Origin of the sequence: Streptomyces sp. NPDC005728 (assembly GCF_040630895.1) — a bacterium.
Classification (GTDB): domain Bacteria; phylum Actinomycetota; class Actinomycetes; order Streptomycetales; family Streptomycetaceae; genus Streptomyces.
Map to the genome: position 1 here is coordinate 165,853 of NZ_JBEXYL010000008.1, position 17,502 is coordinate 183,354.

At 71.2% G+C, this 17,502-nt stretch carries 13 protein-coding genes; 3 read left to right on the forward strand and 10 right to left on the reverse strand.

Annotated features, from left to right (window positions below):
- The first annotated feature begins 112 nt into the window (after nucleotides 1-112).
- Nucleotides 113-5,512 (forward strand): pullulanase-type alpha-1,6-glucosidase, encoded by a 5,400-nt coding sequence (gene pulA / locus ABZ471_RS08900; RefSeq protein ID WP_359064019.1) that lies wholly within the window; start codon nucleotides 113-115, stop codon nucleotides 5,510-5,512.
- Between the two features lie 34 nt (nucleotides 5,513-5,546).
- Nucleotides 5,547-5,909, forward strand: a complete 363-nt coding sequence (locus ABZ471_RS08905) for an isomerase (RefSeq protein ID WP_359064021.1) — start codon at nucleotides 5,547-5,549, stop codon at nucleotides 5,907-5,909.
- On the opposite strand, the gene ABZ471_RS08910 is transcribed toward ABZ471_RS08905, so the two are convergent.
- The 5 genes from ABZ471_RS08910 to ABZ471_RS08930 form a co-directional block, all read right to left on the reverse strand.
- Nucleotides 5,906-6,595, reverse strand: a complete 690-nt coding sequence (locus ABZ471_RS08910; RefSeq protein ID WP_359064023.1) for a TetR/AcrR family transcriptional regulator — start codon at nucleotides 6,593-6,595, stop codon at nucleotides 5,906-5,908. The two genes, ABZ471_RS08905 and ABZ471_RS08910, sit on opposite strands and share 4 nt — an antisense overlap.
- Before the next feature lie 68 nt (nucleotides 6,596-6,663).
- A complete protein-coding gene (locus ABZ471_RS08915) occupies nucleotides 6,664-7,713 on the reverse strand; it encodes a PDR/VanB family oxidoreductase (protein ID WP_359064025.1) in 1,050 nt (349 codons plus the stop codon).
- Nucleotides 7,713-8,627, reverse strand: a complete 915-nt coding sequence (locus tag ABZ471_RS08920; protein WP_359064027.1) for a metal-dependent hydrolase — start codon at nucleotides 8,625-8,627, stop codon at nucleotides 7,713-7,715. The genes ABZ471_RS08915 and ABZ471_RS08920 overlap by 1 nt, the downstream gene beginning before the upstream one ends.
- A 69-nt stretch (nucleotides 8,628-8,696) precedes the next feature.
- Nucleotides 8,697-10,619 carry a hypothetical protein gene (locus tag ABZ471_RS08925; RefSeq protein WP_359064029.1) on the reverse strand — a complete coding sequence of 641 codons (1,923 nt, stop codon included), beginning with the start codon at nucleotides 10,617-10,619 and terminating at the stop codon, nucleotides 8,697-8,699.
- Nucleotides 10,620-10,668: 49 nt separating this feature from the next.
- A complete protein-coding gene (locus tag ABZ471_RS08930; RefSeq protein ID WP_359064055.1) occupies nucleotides 10,669-11,187 on the reverse strand; it encodes a tetratricopeptide repeat protein in 519 nt (172 codons plus the stop codon).
- A gap of 118 nt (nucleotides 11,188-11,305) precedes the next feature.
- Between ABZ471_RS08930 and ABZ471_RS08935 the strand changes: the two genes are divergently transcribed.
- A complete protein-coding gene (locus ABZ471_RS08935; RefSeq protein ID WP_359064031.1) occupies nucleotides 11,306-11,710 on the forward strand; it encodes a hypothetical protein in 405 nt (134 codons plus the stop codon).
- Nucleotides 11,711-11,786: 76 nt separating this feature from the next.
- On the opposite strand, the gene ABZ471_RS08940 is transcribed toward ABZ471_RS08935, so the two are convergent.
- From ABZ471_RS08940 to ABZ471_RS08960, 5 genes are all read right to left on the reverse strand, one after another.
- Complete coding sequence (locus tag ABZ471_RS08940; protein ID WP_359064033.1) at nucleotides 11,787-13,301, reverse strand: DUF1996 domain-containing protein; 1,515 nt, start codon at nucleotides 13,299-13,301, stop codon at nucleotides 11,787-11,789.
- Between the two features lie 174 nt (nucleotides 13,302-13,475).
- A complete protein-coding gene (locus ABZ471_RS08945; RefSeq protein ID WP_359064035.1) occupies nucleotides 13,476-14,129 on the reverse strand; it encodes a response regulator transcription factor in 654 nt (217 codons plus the stop codon).
- Nucleotides 14,114-15,385 carry a sensor domain-containing protein gene (locus ABZ471_RS08950; protein ID WP_359064037.1) on the reverse strand — a complete coding sequence of 424 codons (1,272 nt, stop codon included), beginning with the start codon at nucleotides 15,383-15,385 and terminating at the stop codon, nucleotides 14,114-14,116. The genes ABZ471_RS08945 and ABZ471_RS08950 overlap by 16 nt, the downstream gene beginning before the upstream one ends.
- Nucleotides 15,386-15,437: 52 nt before the next feature.
- The gene (locus ABZ471_RS08955) at nucleotides 15,438-16,463 is read right to left on the reverse strand and encodes an NAD-dependent epimerase/dehydratase family protein (RefSeq protein ID WP_359064039.1); all 1,026 of its coding nucleotides are present in this window, start codon (nucleotides 16,461-16,463) and stop codon (nucleotides 15,438-15,440) included.
- Nucleotides 16,464-16,529: 66 nt separating this feature from the next.
- Nucleotides 16,530-17,105: a winged helix-turn-helix domain-containing protein gene (locus ABZ471_RS08960; RefSeq protein ID WP_359064041.1), complete on the reverse strand. Its 576-nt coding sequence runs from the start codon at nucleotides 17,103-17,105 to the stop codon at nucleotides 16,530-16,532.
- Nucleotides 17,106-17,502: the final 397 nt, after the last annotated feature.

The following is a 17,502-nucleotide window of genomic DNA, read 5'->3' on the forward strand; positions in this document are numbered from 1 at the left end:
CGTTGAAACTTCTTGCTATGAGTTTCAAGGGTCTTGCTGTAAAGCTTTCGGCAGCGATACGGTCGCGCGGGGTCGGACCCAAGAGAGCCGCAAGCGCAAGGAGTTCCCGCCTGTGATACCGAGATGGCCGGCGTCCCGGACGCGCCGTAACGCCCATGTCAGACGGGTCGCGGCCGTCGCCGTCGCCGCCCTCGCCGCAGCCCTCGTGCAGCCGCTCGCGGCCCACGCGGACACCCCGCCCCCGCCCCCCTCGGACGCCAGGCTCGCCGCCCAGCCCGCCCGGCACGACGACACCCGCGAGCAGTTCTACTTCGTCATGCCGGACCGGTTCGCCAACGGCGACACGTCCAATGACCGGGGCGGACTGACCGGGTCACGCCTCAGCACCGGGTACGACCCCACGGACAAGGGCTTCTACCAGGGCGGCGACCTCAAGGGCCTGGCCAAGAGGCTCGACTACATCAAGGGCCTCGGCACCACCGCCATCTGGATGGCGCCGATCTTCAAGAACCGGCCCGTGCAGGGCACCGGGAGCAACGCCTCCGCCGGCTACCACGGCTACTGGATCACCGACTTCACCCAGGTCGACCCGCACTTCGGGACCAACAAGGACCTCCAGACCCTCATCTCGAAGGCACACGCCAAGGGCATGAAGGTCTTCTTCGACGTCATCACCAACCACACCGCCGACGTCGTGGACTACGAGGAGAAGTCGTACGACTACCTGTCCAAGGGCGCCTTCCCGTACCTGACCAAGGACGGGCGGCCCTTCGACGACGCCGCCTACGCGGACGGCAGCCGGAAGTTCCCGGCCGTGGACGCCGACTCCTTCCCGCGCTCGCCGAAGGTCACGAGCACCGGCAAGGTCCCGGCCTGGCTCAACGACCCGACGATGTACCACAACCGGGGCGACTCGACGTACGCCGGCGAGTCCACGACCTACGGCGACTTCTCCGGCCTGGACGACCTGTGGACCGAGCGTCCCGAGGTCGTCAGGGGCATGGAGAAGATCTACGAGCGGTGGGTGCGCGACTTCGGCGTCGACGGGTTCCGGATCGACACCGTCAAGCACGTGAACACGGAGTTCTGGACCCAGTGGGCCACCGCGCTCGACAAGTACGCGGCCGCGCACGGGCGGAAGAACTTCTTCATGTTCGGCGAGGTCTACTCCGCCGACACCTCGATCACGTCCCCGTACGTCACCCAGGGACGCCTGGACGCCACCCTCGACTTCCCTTTCCAGGACGCGGCCCGTGCCTACGCCTCCCAGGACGGCAGCGCGCAGCGGCTGGCGAGCGTCTTCGGTGACGACTACAAGTACACGACCGACAAGGCCAACGCGTACGAGCAGGTCACCTTCCTCGGCAACCACGACATGGGCCGCATCGGGTACTTCCTGAAGCAGGACAACCCGAAGGCGACGGACGCCGAGATCCTGCGCAGGGACGGGCTCGCCAACGAGCTGATGTTCCTCAGCCGCGGCAACCCGGTCGTCTACTACGGCGACGAGCAGGGCTTCACCGGATCCGGCGGCGACAAGGACGCCCGCCAGACCATGTTCGCCTCCAAGATCGCCGACTACCTGGACGACGACGAGATCGGCACCGACCGCACCCACGCACGCGACTCGTACGACACGAAGGCGCCGCTCTACCAGGAGATCGCCGCCCTCTCGAAGCTCCGGAAGAACAACCCGGCCCTGACGGACGGCGTCCAGACCGAGCGGTACGCGGCCGACGGTGCCGGCATCTACGCCTTCACCCGTACGGACGCGAAGACGGGCGCCGAGTACGCCGTCGCCTTCAACAACGCCGACAGCGAGAAGTCCGCGACCTTCGCCACCGGCTCGGCGGACATGTCGTACCAGGGCGTCTACGGGACATCCGACGCGGTGAAGTCCGGCGCGGACCGCAAGCTCACCGTCACCGTCCCGGCCGGCTCCGCCGTCGTCCTCAAGGCCACCGGCACCCTCGCCGAGCCCGCCGCCAAGCCGGCGATCACCTTGAAGGCCCCGGCCACCGGAGCCACCGGCACCGTGGACGTCACCGCCGATGTCGACGGCGGTCAGCTCAATCGTGTCGTCTTCGCCGCCCAGGTCGGCAACAGCGCGTGGAAGACGCTCGGCTCCGCCGACCACGCTCCCTACAAGGTCACCCAGGCCCTCGGCAAGGACGTACCCGCCGGGACCGCCCTGCGCTACAAGGCGGTCGTGGTCGACTCGGCCGGGCGCACCGCGAGCGCCCTGGCGAGCAGCACCACCGGCACCCCGCCCGCGCCCGAGGTCCCCACGGCCTCCTCCCGGGACTACGCGATCGTCCACTACAAGCGCACCGACGGCGACTACGCCGACTGGGGTCTGTACGCCTGGGGCGACATCGCCGACGGCGAGTCGACGAACTGGCCCGCCAGTCACCCGTTCGCCGGCCGTGACGCGTACGGTGCCTTCGCCTACGTCAAGCTCAAGCCGGGCGCCTCGAACGTCGGCTTCCTGGTCATCGACAAGGACGGCAACAAGGACGTCTCCGCCGACCGGTCCATCGACGTCACCAAGACCGGTGAGGTCTGGATCGAGCAGGGCAAGGCCGACGTCCTGACCCAGAAGCCCGACCATCCCGCCCAGGACAAGACCAAGGCGGTCATCCACTACCACCGCGCCGACGGGAACTACGACGGCTGGGGTCTGCACGACTGGACGGGTGCCGCGAACCCCACCGACTGGTCGAAGCCGCTGCAGCCGGTGAAGACTGATGCCTATGGCGCGGTCTTCGAGGTGCCGCTCACCGAGGGTGCCACCAGCCTCAGCTACATCATCCACAAGGGCGACGACAAGGATCTCCCCACCGACCAGTCCCTGGACCTCAAGTCCAACGGCTACGAGGTGTGGCTGTTGAACGGCCAGGAGAAGTACCTGCTGCCGCAGCCCGCGGGCAGCGCGGCCGCCCTCGACCTGACCACGTCCAAGGCGGTCTGGATCGACCGGAACACGGTCGCCTGGAACGGCGTCGACGGCGCCGCCTCCACCCAGCTGCTCTACTCCCACGACGGCTCGATCGCCGTCGAGGACGGGACGCTGACCAGCGACGACGAGCGCTGGCTGCGGCTGTCCAGGACCACCCTCACCGACGCCCAGAAGGCGAAGTTCCCGCACCTGAAGGACTACACCGCCTGGTCCGTCGACCCGCGCGACCGGGACCGGGTGCGCACGGCGCTCGGCGGCCAGCTCGTGGCCTCGCAGCGCGCGGCGAACGGCGCCGTGCAGGCCGCGACCGGTGTGCAGCTCGCCGGGGTGCTGGACGACCTGTACCCCGGCGCGACGAAGAGCAGCCTCGGCCCGGTCTTCCACGACGGGAAGCCGACCCTGTCCGTGTGGGCGCCGACGGCCCAGTCGGTCCACCTCGACCTCGACGGCCGCAGGGTCGCCATGCACCGCGACGCGGCGACGGGCGTCTGGTCCGTCACCGGGCCCGCGTCCTGGAAGGGCAAGCCCTACCGGTACGTCGTGAAGGTCTGGGCGCCCAGCGTCCGCAAGGTGGTCACCAACCAGGTCACCGACCCCTACTCGGTCGCGCTGACCGCGAACTCCGAGCGCAGCCTCGTCGTCGACCTGGACGACAGGTCCCTCGCCCCGAGCGGCTGGGCGGGTCTGCACAAGCCCAGGGCCGTACCGCTGAAGGACGCGCAGATCCAGGAGCTGCACATCCGGGACTTCTCGGTCGCGGACCGCACCTCGAAGCACCCCGGCACCTACCTGGCCTTCGCCGACCGCGACAGCGACGGCTCGAAGCACCTGCGGCAGCTGGCGAAGTCCGGCACCTCGTACGTGCACCTGCTGCCCGCCTTCGACATCGCCACCATCCCGGAGAAGAAGGCCGACCAGGCGAGAACCGACTGCGACCTGGCCTCGTACGCGGCCGACTCCGACCAGCAGCAGGAGTGCGTGGCGAAGATCGCCGCGAAGGACGCCTACAACTGGGGCTACGACCCGTACCACTACACGGTCCCCGAGGGTTCGTACGCCACCGACCCCGACGGCACCGCACGCACGGTCCAGTTCCGCAAGATGGTCCAGGCGCTGAACGGGGACGGCCTCAGGGTCGTCATGGACGTCGTCTACAACCACACGGCGGCGAGCGGCCAGGCGGACACCTCCGTCCTGGACCGGATCGTGCCCGGCTACTACCAGCGGCTCCTCGCCGACGGCTCCGTGGCCAACAGCACCTGCTGCGCCAACACCGCGCCCGAGAACGCGATGATGGGCAAGCTGGTGGTGGACTCGATCGTCACCTGGGCCAAGGAGTACAAGGTCGACGGCTTCCGTTTCGACCTGATGGGCCACCACCCGAAGGCCAACATCCTGGCCGTCAGGAAAGCCCTGGACGCACTGACCGTCGAGAAGGACGGCGTCGACGGCAAGAAGATCATCCTGTACGGCGAGGGCTGGAACTTCGGCGAGGTCGCGAACGACGCCCGGTTCGTGCAGGCCACGCAGCAGAACATGGCCGGTACCGGCATCGCCACCTTCTCCGACCGCGCCCGTGACGCCGTGCGCGGCGGCGGCCCCTTCGACTCGGACCCCGGCGTCCAGGGCTTCGCGTCCGGCCTGTACACCGACCCCAACCCCGCTGCGGCGAACGGCACCACGGCCGAGCAGCGGGCCCGGCTCCTGCACTACCAGGACCTGATCAAGGTCGGCCTCACCGGCAACCTGAAGTCGTTCACCTTCACCGACACCGACGGCAAGGCGGTCAAGGGCTCCGAGGTCGACTACAACGGCTCGCCGGCCGGCTACGCGGACGCGCCCGGTGATGCGCTCGCCTATGTGGACGCGCACGACAACGAGTCGCTGTTCGACGCGCTCACCTACAAGCTGCCCGCCTCGACCAGCGCGGCCGACCGGGCCCGGATGCAGGTGCTGGCGATGGGCACGGCCGCCCTCTCGCAGGGGCCGTCCCTTTCCCAGGCGGGCACCGACCTGCTGCGCTCCAAGTCGCTGGACCGCAACTCCTTCGACAGCGGCGACTGGTTCAACGCCATCCACTGGAACTGCGCCGACGGCAACGGCTTCGGGCGGGGGCTGCCCATGGCGGCCGACAATCAGTCCAAGTGGAGCTACGCCAAGCCGCTGCTCGGCACGGTCAAGGTGGGCTGCCCGCAGATCACCGGCGCCTCCGCCGCCTACCAGGACCTGCTGCGGATCCGTACGACGGAGAAGGCGTTCTCCCTCGGGACGGCCGCGCAGGTGCAGGAGCGGCTGTCCTTCCCGCTGTCCGGCAAGGACGAGACGCCCGGCGTGATCACCATGCGTCTGGGTGACCTGGTCGTGGTCTTCAACGCCACGCCCGAGCAGCAGGAACAGCGGATCGCCGCCCTGGCCGGGACGGCCTACCGGCTGCACCCGGTGCAGACGGCCGGTGCCGACGCGGTGGTGAAGACCTCCTCCTACGCGGCCGGCTCGGGCACGTTCACCGTGCCCGCGCGGACGGTGGCGGTGTTCACCCGGGCGGCGAAGTAGGGTCGGGCCCGTCCGCCGTAGAACAGGAGTGCTCATGCCGCAGATCACCGTCGACTACTCGAACACGATGGAGGCCGCCTTCGACCGCGCGGGTTTCGCGCGGGCGCTGCACGAGGCGACCGTCGAGATCGCGGCGGCCAAGCCGGAGGCCTGCAAGACGCAGTTCCGGCCCGGAGCGTTCACGGCGTACGGGTACGAGGACCCGGCGGAGCACGGGCACGCGATCGTGCACGTGACCATCGGGCTCCTCGCCGGCCGCAGCGACGAGACGAAGGCGCGACTCACGGAGACCGTGCTGGATCTGCTCCGCAAGCACGTGGCGGACAAGCGCTTCACCCTGCACGCCTCCGCCGAGATCCGCGACCTGGATCCGTCGTACCGGAAGTTCGACCGCTAGGGAGCCAGGCTGAGCAGCCGGCCGACGAGTTCCGCGAAGGGGCCGTCGGCCGGCTCGTCCTTGACCATGGTGCGCAGCAGGGCGGCCATGTCCTCGTCGTAGGCGGCGCTCACCGCTGCCAGCGCGGCGAAGTCGTGCACGAGCTGCAGTTCCAGCTCGCCGCGCGGGATGCGCCGGCCGTCCAGCCAGATCAGCGCCGTCGACTCGGCGAGCGAGATCCACGAGCGGACGACCAGTTCCAGGCGCGCGGGCGCCTCGGTGACGCCCAGGTGCGCGAGGATCTGCTCGTAGGCCGCCTGGCGCACGGAGTCGATGAGCGCGTTGGTCGCCGAGGAGCCGACGGCCGGGCCGCCGCGCATCAGCGCCGAGAAACCGGGCCCGTGCTCGTCCACGAAATCGAAGAAGCGACGCATCACGCGCAGCAGCCTGGCCCCCAGCGGCCCCTCCTGGGGCTCCCCGAACCGGCCCGCCAGATCCTCCGCGGCACGCTTCAACGCGGCCTCGTACAGGCTGAGCTTGCCGGGGAAGTAGTGGTAGACCAGCGGGCGCGAGATGCCCGCCGCCGACGCTATCTCGTCGATGGAGACCTCATCGGGCGAGCGGCGGCTGAACAGGTCGAGCGCGACACCGATCAGCTGCTGCCGCCGCTCCTCGACGCCCATCCTGCGGCGAACCCCGGTACTCATGCGAACACCTTACCGATCGAATCCGGCCCGGAACGGGCCGGACCGGCGCGGGGGTTCACATGATTCCGTCACAGATCCAGCACGAGACGCTCACTTCTGGCCCATGACACACAGATCAGCATCGAGTCGGCACGCTCCGCATCCGTCAGCAGCTCGTCCCGGTGCTCCACCTCGCCCTCCAGCACCCGCTGTTGACACGTTCCGCAGAAGCCCTGCTCGCAGGAGTAGGCGGTGTCCGGCAGCTCGCGGCGCACGGCGGCCAGCACGGTCGAGCCGGCCGGGACGGTCACTGTCCGTCCACTGCGCCGGAGTTCGACCTCGAACTCCGCGTTCCCGTCGGCCGACAGGCGCGGTGCGAACCGCTCCAGGTGCAGCACGGCCCCCTCGGGCAGCCGTGCCTGCACCGCCGCCGTGAGGCCTTCCGGACCGCAGCAGTAGACGGCTGTGCCCTCCGGCGCGTCCGCGAACAGCGCCGCCAGGTCCGGCCGTCCGTCCTCGTCCTCGGCGACGAGGGTCAGCCGGTCCCCGGCGAGCGCCCGTACCTCCTCCAGGAACGGCATGGAGGCCCGCGTCCGTCCGCCGTACAGCAGCCGCCAGTCGGCCCCGTCCGGCAGGGCCCGCAGCATCGGCAGGATCGGTGTGATGCCGATACCGCCGGCGACGAAGACGTACGAGGGCGCCGCCGCGAGCGGGAAGCGGTTCCGCGGGCCGCGCACCTCCAGCTCCATGCCCTCGGCGAGTTGCTCGTGCACCTCGCGCGAGCCGCCCCGGCCGTCCTCGACCAGCCGCGTGGCCACCGTGTACGAGGAGGTGTCCGCCGGGTCGCCGCACAGCGAGTACTGCCGCACGAGCCCCGAGGGCAGCACCAGGTCGAGGTGCGCACCGGGCTCCCACCGCGGCAACTCGCCGCCCTCCAGGCGCAGTTGTACGACTCCCTCGGCGATCGTCTCGTGCGCGGCGAGCAGCAGCCGCAACGCCCGTGAGCGGGGGCGGCCCGAGACGGGCGGGTCCAGGGTGGGCAGTGGCCACAGCGGCGAGGCCTGGATGCGGCGGCGCAGGGCCCGCCGGGTGAGCAGGGCGGTGCCCGCGACGAGCGCGACGGTGCGCAGCTTCGGCATCAGGCGGCCCCCTTCGCGGAACGCTCCGCCTTCTCCGCGGCGAGCGCGGCGGGGGAAGCGGCCAGATAGGCGACGGCCTGGGCGGTGGAGCCCTCCTGGGAGGGGTGGTAGGTGCGGCTCAGATAGCGCGGGATGGACCTGAGCATCGCGCCGCTGGTCGGCAGGGTGCCGCGCCGGCCGCTCAGATAGAAGTCCTTGAAGGAGGCCCGGCCGTCCACGAGGGTCGGGTCGTTCTCCATGAAGAAGCGGGAGCCGCGCTGCCACAGGAACACCAGCGCGCTGAAGGCCGTCGCCCAGGTGCGCACCCTGCGCCGGTAGCTGCCGTCGACGTGCAGGAACAGGTCGAAGGCGACGGAGCGGTGCTCGACCTCCTCGGCGCCGTGCCAGCGCAGCAGGTCCAGCATGGTCGGGTCGGCGCCGCGCCGGTCCAGCTCGGCGGCGTTGAGCACCCAGTCGCCGAGGAAGGCGGTGTAGTGCTCGATGGCCGCGATCAGCGCGACCCGCTCCAGCAGCCACCAGCGGCGCGGCCGGCCCGGCGGCAGGGTGCGGTCGCCGAGCAGCTTCTCGAAGAACCAGTCGACCTGCGCGGTGTACGGCGTCGGGTCGAGCCCCAGCTCCCTCAGGTGCGGCAGCACCTCGTCGTGAGCCTGGGAGTGCATGGCCTCCTGCCCGATGAAGCCGATGACGTCCTCGCGGAGCCGGTCGTCCCGGATGAGCGGCAGCACCTGCTTGTACACGTGCACGAACCACCGCTCGCCGGCGGGCAGCAGCAGGTGCAGCACGTTGATGGTGTGCGTGGTGAACGGGTCACCGGGGACCCAGTGCAGCGGTGTGTCCTCCCAGGAGAAGGACACGTTGCGGGCCTTGAGCGGTATGTGCTCGGACTCCACCGGCCGGACCTGCGTGTTAGACATGGCGTCAATGTACTGACGGGTAGCTCGTCTGAGAACCCCCGTGCGGCACCTTGTTGACGCGAGTGTCAGCTAGTGGAGTCCGTCGATCGACCTGCCGTCCGTCAGCGTGCCCTTCAGCTGCGCCTGTGCCCCCTGCTTGGCCCGGGCGGCGAGCAGCGGTCCCTGCCCCGACGCGGTGACGCCTCCGCTCGTCCGGATCGACGCGGTGTCCGGGCCGCCCGCGGCCAGCAGGTACCAGGTCCCGGTCCTGGACTTCCACAGCACCCCGGCCAGGACGTGCGGGTCGCGGGGACCGCAGGCCGACGCATCGGTGCCCTTGGCCACGACCGCCCCGACCGCAGTGCCCGGCGTCCGGAACTGGGCCAGCGCGGCCGTGCCGTCGCCGCGCCAGGTCTCGGCCCTGGTGCACACCCACTGACCCGCCCCGCCCGCGTCGGGCAGGGGCTGGTTCGCGAACCCCCAGGCGTTGACGCTGCGCACGCCCGCCGAGCGCTCCGCGGCCAGCGAGCAGGCGAACGGCGCCCAGGCGCGCAGCCCGTCCACGCCGGACACCTCCCCGATGGCGCCCGGGCGTCCGGCGGTGAGGTGGGCCGGGACCAGCTCACCGAGATCCGTGGCGAGCCGGGTGCCGGAGGCGTCGGTCAGCTGGAGCACGTTCCACGAGGTGCAGCTGCCGGGCTGCAGGGCGGGGCTGGCCAGCGGTGCGGTGACGCCGTCGGTGACGGTGAGGGGTGTGGCGGCCGCGCCCGGCTTCATCAGGTCCCGCTCGGCGGCCTTCTTCACCCACGGGGCGGTCAGATAGCGGACGTTGCCGTCGGAGCGGCCGAGCACCAGCGCGCTCGCCTCGGCGGTCGTCGCGCCGTCGGCGCGCGCGAAGTCCAGGGCGGCCCCCGCCGTGCCGTCCTTGGGCTCGGCGTAGCGGGCGATACGCAGGCCGTCGTAGAGGACCACCACGCGGGCGTTGTCCACCTCGCCCGCGTAGAGCAGTTGGGGCGGGCCGGCCGGGCCGCCGGTCTCGGTGCCCGGGGTGGCCGAGACACGGACCGTTTCCCCGGGGCGCGCCCAGACGGCCAGGGCGCGGCGCAGCAGGGCGCTGTCACGGGTGAGCGGGCCGCGCGCGGGCCACACGGAGAAGTCGGTGCGGGCGCCGGACTGCCACGCCGTCGGGGTCACCCGGATCAGCCGGCCCGGGTCGAGAGCGGCTTCGGCGGCCGGGTTCTGCGCGTAGAGGGGTGCGGCCGCGCCGTCCGGGCCCCAGCCGCCGCCCGGCAGGGCCACCAGTGCCCCGCACACCGCGAGCGCGGCCGCCGCGGCGAGCGCCGCCTTGGTGTGCTGGCGGCGGCGCATCAGATCGGTGGGCCGGGCCTGCAGCGAGCAGGGGTCGAACTCGGGGGCGGAGAGCAGCGCGTCCTGCGCGGGCACTCCGTTGGCCTCCGCCAGCGCGGAATCGGGTTCGCCGACCCCGGCGGACTCGAGGATCCGCCGGACGTCCTCGTCGGGCAGCCGCTCCAGGCCGCGCAGCACGTACGCGGCGCGGGCCGGTCCGGACAGGGTGGACAGCCGCTGGTCCAGGGCGAGTTCGTCGGCGCCGCCGGAGCGCGGGAACAGGCGCAGGCCCCACACCTGGGGGAGCAGCGGCGGCAGCTGCGCGAGCCTCGGCCGGAGCTTGCGGGGGCGGGCCGCCTCCAGCGCCGCACGCAGGACGCGGAGGCGGAGGAAGGCGTACCCGGGGTCGCCCTCCCGGCCCGAGGACTGGGCCGGGACCACGGACGACTGCTTGCGGCCGCGGGGCAGGGCGCGCTGGACCAGGGAGTGTGCCGTCAGTACCCGGCGGCTGCGGCCGAGGCCCGGTGGCAGTACCAGGTAGGCGAGCCGGACCAGCCGGGGGTAGTGCTCGACGAGCGCGGCCTCGGCCTGCTCGACGTCCACGACCGGGCCGGCGGCTCCGGGGGAGGAGGGGGCGTGACGCTGGGCTACATCCTGTGACTGCACGTCCGGGAAAACGAGCGAACCGTTGGTTGGTCACCGCCGAGCGGGTGACTCACCCCTCCGGCTCGACCAGCAGGCGCGCGTACGCGGCCATCGACCGCTGGTAGCGCGGCAGATGAGGGGCCAGGGCGCCCAGGACGAGGGAAAGCCCCTCGCGGTCGCGGCCCAGGCTGGACAGGCACAGGGCGAGACAGGCCCGTACCGCGTCGTCCAACTCGTCCGAGGGCGCGTCCAGCTCGGCGGTGAGCAGCCGGACGCCCTCCTCGGCCTGCCCGATGTTCCGCAGGGAGGACGACAGCTGGATCTTGGTCCGGCGCCCCTTGTACCCGCTCAGCCCGCGCGCCAGCGCCTCCCGGTACAGCGGCACCGCCTTGTCCGAGTGGCCGGTGGAGTCCCAGGCGCAGGCCTGCTCGAACGGGGCCAGCGGGCTGCCCTCCGGCAGCTCGGCCACGAGCTTGTCGATCACGGCCCGGAACTCGGCCCCGTCCTCTTCGGCGTAGTCGTCGAAGGTCGCCCAGGCCGCGGTCACACGGTCTTCCCAGTCTCGGTTCACCGGGTCACCCTCGCACACCCGTGCGCGAGGGGGTACCGGATTTGAGTGCACCGCGTCCCGCAGCCGTATCCGAGGGGAGGGGTCCCGCGCCGGGGCTCCCCGCGGCATGCTTGGCCCACCAGGACCGGAGGAACAGATGAGGGTGACAAGGGCGCTGCTCGCCGTGACGGGCGCTGCCACGGCCGTACTGGCGCTCGCGGGCTGCGGCTCCGGCGGGGGTGCGCAGAAGGTGCCGCCCACCGCCACGGGCAGCCTGGAGAGCCTGGCTGCCGAGGTGAAGTGCACGCCGAACATGCAGACCGACGCGGACGAGATCCGGCAGGCCATCTGCAAGAACACCGACGGAAAGTTCATCCTGGCCACCTTCGCCACCGACCGCGGCCAGCGTGAGTGGATCAACGACGCGAAGGACTACGGCGGCTACTACCTGGTCGGCCGCAAGTGGGTCGCCGTCGGCGAGAACGGGGTCGTCAAGGCGCTGCGCGGCACGCTCGGCGGCGACGTGGAGATCGGCACCGATCACCACGCGCACAGCGGCTGACCTTCCTGCCGGCGTGCGGCTCACGAAAAGCGGGCGGTGGGAGAGTCCCACCGCCCGCTTTCCGAAGGGGTCTGCACTACTGGCACTGCTGACCGCGGTTGACGCAGTTCGCGATCTTGTTCGCCAGGCCGCCGGTCGTGACGCTGATGAAGTCGTCGTGGTCGGTGGCCGCCTTGTGGAGCTGCTCAGGGAAGCCGTCCACCGCGTAGGCGTTCTTCACCTGGCCGTTCTGGACGGTCGGCGGGTTGATGTTGTACGTCAGGCGCATCGTCAGCTGCGGGATCGCCTTGAAGCCGGGCGGGCACACACCGCTCGCGGCGTCGGCGAAGGCCACGTGCGTGCGGTGGTTGGCGCTGTCGATGTTCTGGCCGTCCCAGCAGCTCTGGAAGGCGAACGTACGCACCACCTTGCTGCCCTGCGGGCAGATCGGGTACTGCGTGGTCAACTGCACCTTGTTCTCGAAGCCCGTGCAGCTCCAGTGCGCGTTGGCGTTGGCCAGGCCGTTGGTGGTGGTCTTGGCGTCACCGGTGATGATGCGCAGGAACTGCGGCATCGCGACGACCTTGCTGGCCGCGCTGCCGACGTACTTGATCTGGGCCGACGTCGGCGTCAGGATCTTGCCGACGTTGCCTTCCTTGCCACCGCCGTCCTTGTTCTGGTCGAAGTCCTGCGTGCCGTCCTGGATACGGACCACCGGCCAGTAGTACGACGACAGGTCGTTCCGGTTCTGGCAGCTGGTGCCGCCCTGCAGGAACGTCTGGTTGCTGGAGAACGCGTTGACCTTCTGGTTGCCGACGTAGTCGTGCAGGTGGTGCGCGCCGTTGGTCACGCCGGGCGCCACGATCACGTTGTCGGTGTTGAAGTTCTTGTTCGCGTTCACGCCGCAGCGTGTGGAGAACGTGCCCGTCGAGGCGTTGCCGGTCAGGCGCGGCTTGCCCTGGACGTTCGGGGCGACCTTCGTGATGTCCACGAAGTCGGCCGCGACCGGGCCGTTGCCGGCCTGCCCGCCGATGTTCTGACCGGCGTTGCCCTGCTGCTGGCCGCCGTTCTGCTGCTGCCCGCCGTTCTGTTGCTGGCCGCCGTTCTGCTGCTGTCCGCCGGCGTTGGTCTGATTGGCGGTCTGCGTCGTACAGGCGGCGAGCTGCTTGAGCGAGTTGTCGAAGGAACCGCCGACCCGCTGGATGTCGATCCTGATCCGGTCGATCGTCGCGGCCCGCTTCTCCTTGAGGGGGCCGACGATCGCGTTCTGCACGAAGCTCGGATCGTTGGTCTGCGACTGCCGGGTGGAGGCGAGCCGGGAGTAGGCCTCGGTGATCTGCTTGTCGAGGTTGGCCAGCTCCATCGCCACACCCTGGCGGGCCTGGTTCGGCACGTTCGTCAGCTTCTGGCCGACGTCCGGGCAGGAGATCGTCGCGACCTGCGCCGTCGCGGCCTTGGTCTGATTGCCTCCCCACGACTGGTTGTTCGACTCGTGCGCCGAGGCGTAGAAGTTCGCCCAGATCAGCCCGCCCCCACCGAGCGCTAGGGCCGCCGATGCGGCTATGGCCTTGGTGGCCAGCGGCGTACGGCGTTTTCGTGTGTTGCGTCCCATGGAACTCCTCTGACTTCCTTGCGGGGCAGCATCGAGGCGCCCGACAGGAGTGAAGCGGCGTCCTTCCATACGGACTCCGCCCCAGAGGTGTTCAGCCGTCTCACAAATTAGTCAGAGGATTACCCCGCCCAAGGGCCTCAAATACCCGCTGAGCAGCGAAAGTTGACATGAAACTCAACGGTCGCGGTCGAGGTGGGCCAGCACGGCCAGAACGCGGCGATTGTCGTCGTCCGACACCTCCAGACCCAGTTTGGTGAAGATGTTGGAGGTGTGCTTGGCGATGGCCCGTTCCGTCACCACCAGCTGCGCGGCGATCGCCGCGTTCGACCGGCCCTGCGCCATCAGCTCCAGCACCTCCCGCTCCCGCGGGGTGAGGTTGCCCAGCGGCCGGTCGTCGGCCGCCCGTCGCGACAGCAGCTGCTGGATCACCTGCGGGTCCATCGCCGTGCCGCCCGCGGCGACCCGTCGTACGGCGTCCACGAACTGGTCGGCGTCGAAGACCCGGTCCTTGAGCAGATAGCCCACCCCGCCGCTGCCGTCGGCCAGCAGCTCCCGCGCGTACAACTGCTCCACGTGCTGGGACAGGACCAGCACCGGCAGCCCGGGCCGCTCCCGCCGGGCCCGCAGCGCGCACTGCAGGCCCTCGTCGGTGTGCGTGGGCGGCAGGCGCACGTCGACCACGGCGACGTCCGGTTGCAACTCCGCGAATGCGCGGGTGAGTTCGGGCCCGGACTCGACGGCGGCCGCGATCTCGAAGCCGTAGGCCTCCAGCATCCGGACCAGTCCGTCGCGCAGCAGGAAGAGGTCTTCGGCTAGGACAACGCGCACGGGATCTCCATGGTCACCAGGGTGGGACCGCCCGCGGGGCTGCTGACGGCCAGGACGCCGTCGAATGTACCCAGCCGGCGCTCGACCCCGGCCAGCCCGGAGCCCGTTCCTACCGCGGCGCCGCCCCTGCCGTTGTCGGTGACCGTGATCCTCAGCATGCCGCCGGCGTGGTGCAGGTCCACCCAGATCCGCTCGGCGCCGGAGTGCTTGACGGCGTTGGTGAGCACCTCGCTGACCGCGAAGTAGGCGGCCGACTCGACGGGCGCGTCCGGGCGGCCGGGCAGCTCCACGCTCACCTCGCCGGGCAGCGGCAGCCGCAGCGCCAACGCCCGTACGGCGTCCCCGAGCCCGCGTTCGGCCAGCACCGGCGGATGGATGCCGCGGACCAGGTCGCGCAGTTCCTCCAGGGCCTCGACGGAGTTCCGGCGGGCCTGGGAGACGAGCTTCCTCGCCTGCGCCGGGTCCTTGTCCAGCAGCATCTCGATCGTGCCGAGGTCCATGCCCATCGCGACCAGCCGGGCCTGCGCCCCGTCGTGCAGGTCCCGCTCGATGCGGCGCAGCTCGGCGGCCGAGGTGTCCACGGCGTCGCGCCGGGTCTCGGTCAGCACCCGTACCCGTTCCGCGAGTTCGCCCTGCTCGGCGCCGAGGACGGCCCGGGTGAGCCGGAAGTGGACCGTCAGCAGGCGTGGGGTGAGGCGGTAGGAGGCGACCAGGAGGACCGCGGCGGTGGCGGCGGCACCGAGCGCGGACGGCTGGTCGGTGACCGGTACGAAGCCGTACCAGTACGTCTCGTCCTTCGCGAGCACCCGCCACAGCCCGGCCGCCACCGCGAAACCCTCGAAGGGGTAGAAGAGCAGGACGGCCGGCAGCAGCGCCGTCACGAAACCGGCCGTCATGTCCACCGGCAGCCACAGCACGTCGCGCCAGACCTGCGGGTCGCGCAGCAGGGTGAGGGTCCGCGTCCAGAGGTTCGCGCCCTCGGGGACCGGCCGGTACGCCGACGGGATCCGCACCCCGCACCACTCGGCCGCGAGTTCCCGGCGCTTGTCCGCGAGGGCCCGCACCGCGGTCAGGATCGGCGGAGTCGTGACGATGCCGACGCCGATCGGGATGAGCGCGACGGAGACGAGGGTCAGGACGAGGAGCAGCACGGAGAAGGGCAGCACGGCAACGGCCAGCGTGAGTCCCTGCACGGCGGCCAGCAGTACCTCTCGGGTCCGCGCACGGGCACGGCCACTCTTCGCTTCGGTGTTCATGCCGCAAGTCTCGCCGACCCGTCGGCCCGGGTCACTGGGCCGAAGCCCCATGTCAGAGGGTGGTGTCAGCTACACCCCCGCCCGCTGCCAGCACCTTCGACTCCACTTCCGGGGCCAGACCCTTGGCCGTCCGGTCCGGGCGCTGCGGCGCAGTACCGCCGATCTGCGTCAGCCACCGCCAGGTGTCGGCGACGGTCTCGCCGACCGGCCGGCACACCAGCCCCGTGGCCACCGCCCGGGACACGTCCGCGCGGTGCACGGCGTCGTACAACTCGCCGCCCGGCGGCACCCACACCGGCAGCTCGGTCCACGGCTCGATCCCGGCTTCCAGGATCACCTCCGGGTCGGTCCAGCGCAGCTCGGCGTCCGCGCCGGCGGCCCGGACGCAGGCCTCGAGCAGTTCGCCCATGGTGGTGTGACCGGGCGGGCTGACCAGGTTGTACGGCCCGCTCAACTCCTTCTCCACCGCGCCGACGATCCAGTCGGCGAGGTCGCGCGCGTCGATGTACTGGACCGGCAGATCCCGGGGGCCGGGGGCCAGGACCGGGCCGCCCCGGGCGATCCGGGTCAGCCACCAGGGCAGCCGGCCGACGTTCTCGTACGGACCGAGGATCAGCCCGGCCCGGACCAGCAGCGAGTCCTGCGCGCCGAAGGCCTCCACGGCGGCCAGCTCGCCACCCCGCTTGTCCCGCGCATAGTCCGTCGCCCCGGCATCGGCCGCGGCACCCTCGACCGGCGGAGCGTCCTCGGTGGCCCCGGGAGGCCAGGGCCAGGCGTACACGGACCGGCTGGAGACGTACACGTACCGTCCGGCGCGATCCCGCAGCAGCCGAGCCGCGTCCAGTACCGCGCGCGGCGCCGCCGACCAGGTGTCGACCACGGCGTCCCAGGTGCCCTCGGCGGCGGCGAGGGCGGCGAGACCGTCCGGATCGGTGCGGTCGCCGTGCAACGACCGTACTGCGAAGGGAGGTTGGTGCCGCCCCCGGTGGAAGACGGTCACCTCCCAGCCGCGCCCCAGAGCGGCCTCCACGACGGCCCGCCCCACGAACTCCGTACCACCCAGCACAAGAAGTCTCATGCCGGGAGCGTGCCCGGCAGGGGCCCGGGGAGGGAAGGGCTGTCTGCCGAGGGCAGACAGCCGGGGTCAACGCCCGGTCGGCGGGATGTACTTGTAGCCGACGCGGCGCACGGTCTGGATCGTCTGGCGGTGCTGGGCGCCCAGCTTGCGGCGCAGCCGGGCGATGTGGACGTCGACGGTGCGGCCGTCGCCGACGTGGCCGTACCCCCACACCGTGGTGACCAGCTGGTCGCGGGTGTGCACCCGGTGCGGGTGTCCCACCAGGTGGGCGAGCAGCTCGAACTCCAGGTAGGTGAGGTCGAGTTCGCGGCCGTCCACGCTCGCGGTGCGCTGCACGGAGTCGATCCGCACCAGCGGGTCGCCGCCCGCCTCGGCGGCCGTCTCCGGCTCGTCCGGCACCGCGACCGGCAGGAACGGGGGCCGCTGGTCGGCCGGGACCAGCACCAGGTATCCGACCATGGGCGGCTGTCCGGGGAGGGTGGGCAGGGTGTGCTGCGGCGCGGGCAGCCAGGTGGCGCCCGGCGGCAGGAAGTCCGCCACGTCGACGACCTCGTCCCGGTCGACGGCCCGCAGCCGGTGGCGGGTGCTGCTCTGGGAGGGGGTGGTGAGGGGGGCGGTGGAGAGAGAACGAGTGGTCGCCATGAGAGGTCAGCTCTTTCGCGCGAGGAGTTCGTCGGGCAGGACGACGGCCGCGATTCGTGGTCGGGCGCGCCGGGGGACGTACGTCGTTTCGCGCTGGCCGAAGGCCGGGGTGTACGGCTTTAGAGGGCCCGCGCGTTCACTGCGCGGCAACACACCCGGTCGAAGTCGTGGTGCTGACGGGAAGGCCAGAACGGCTCGAGGTCATGGCGACCTGTCGCGGTGTCCTTCTGGAAGCTGGCCATGGGCCCATTGAAGCAGACGAGGGCGCCGGGCAGGAGTCTTCGTCCGGGATCCGTCTCACTCCTCGGACAGGAGTCCTGTCCATGGACCGTACGGCACGCACGCCGGCGTCGCCGCCTGCGCCCGGCGCCACTCCTGGCTGGGCTTTCTCGCTCCC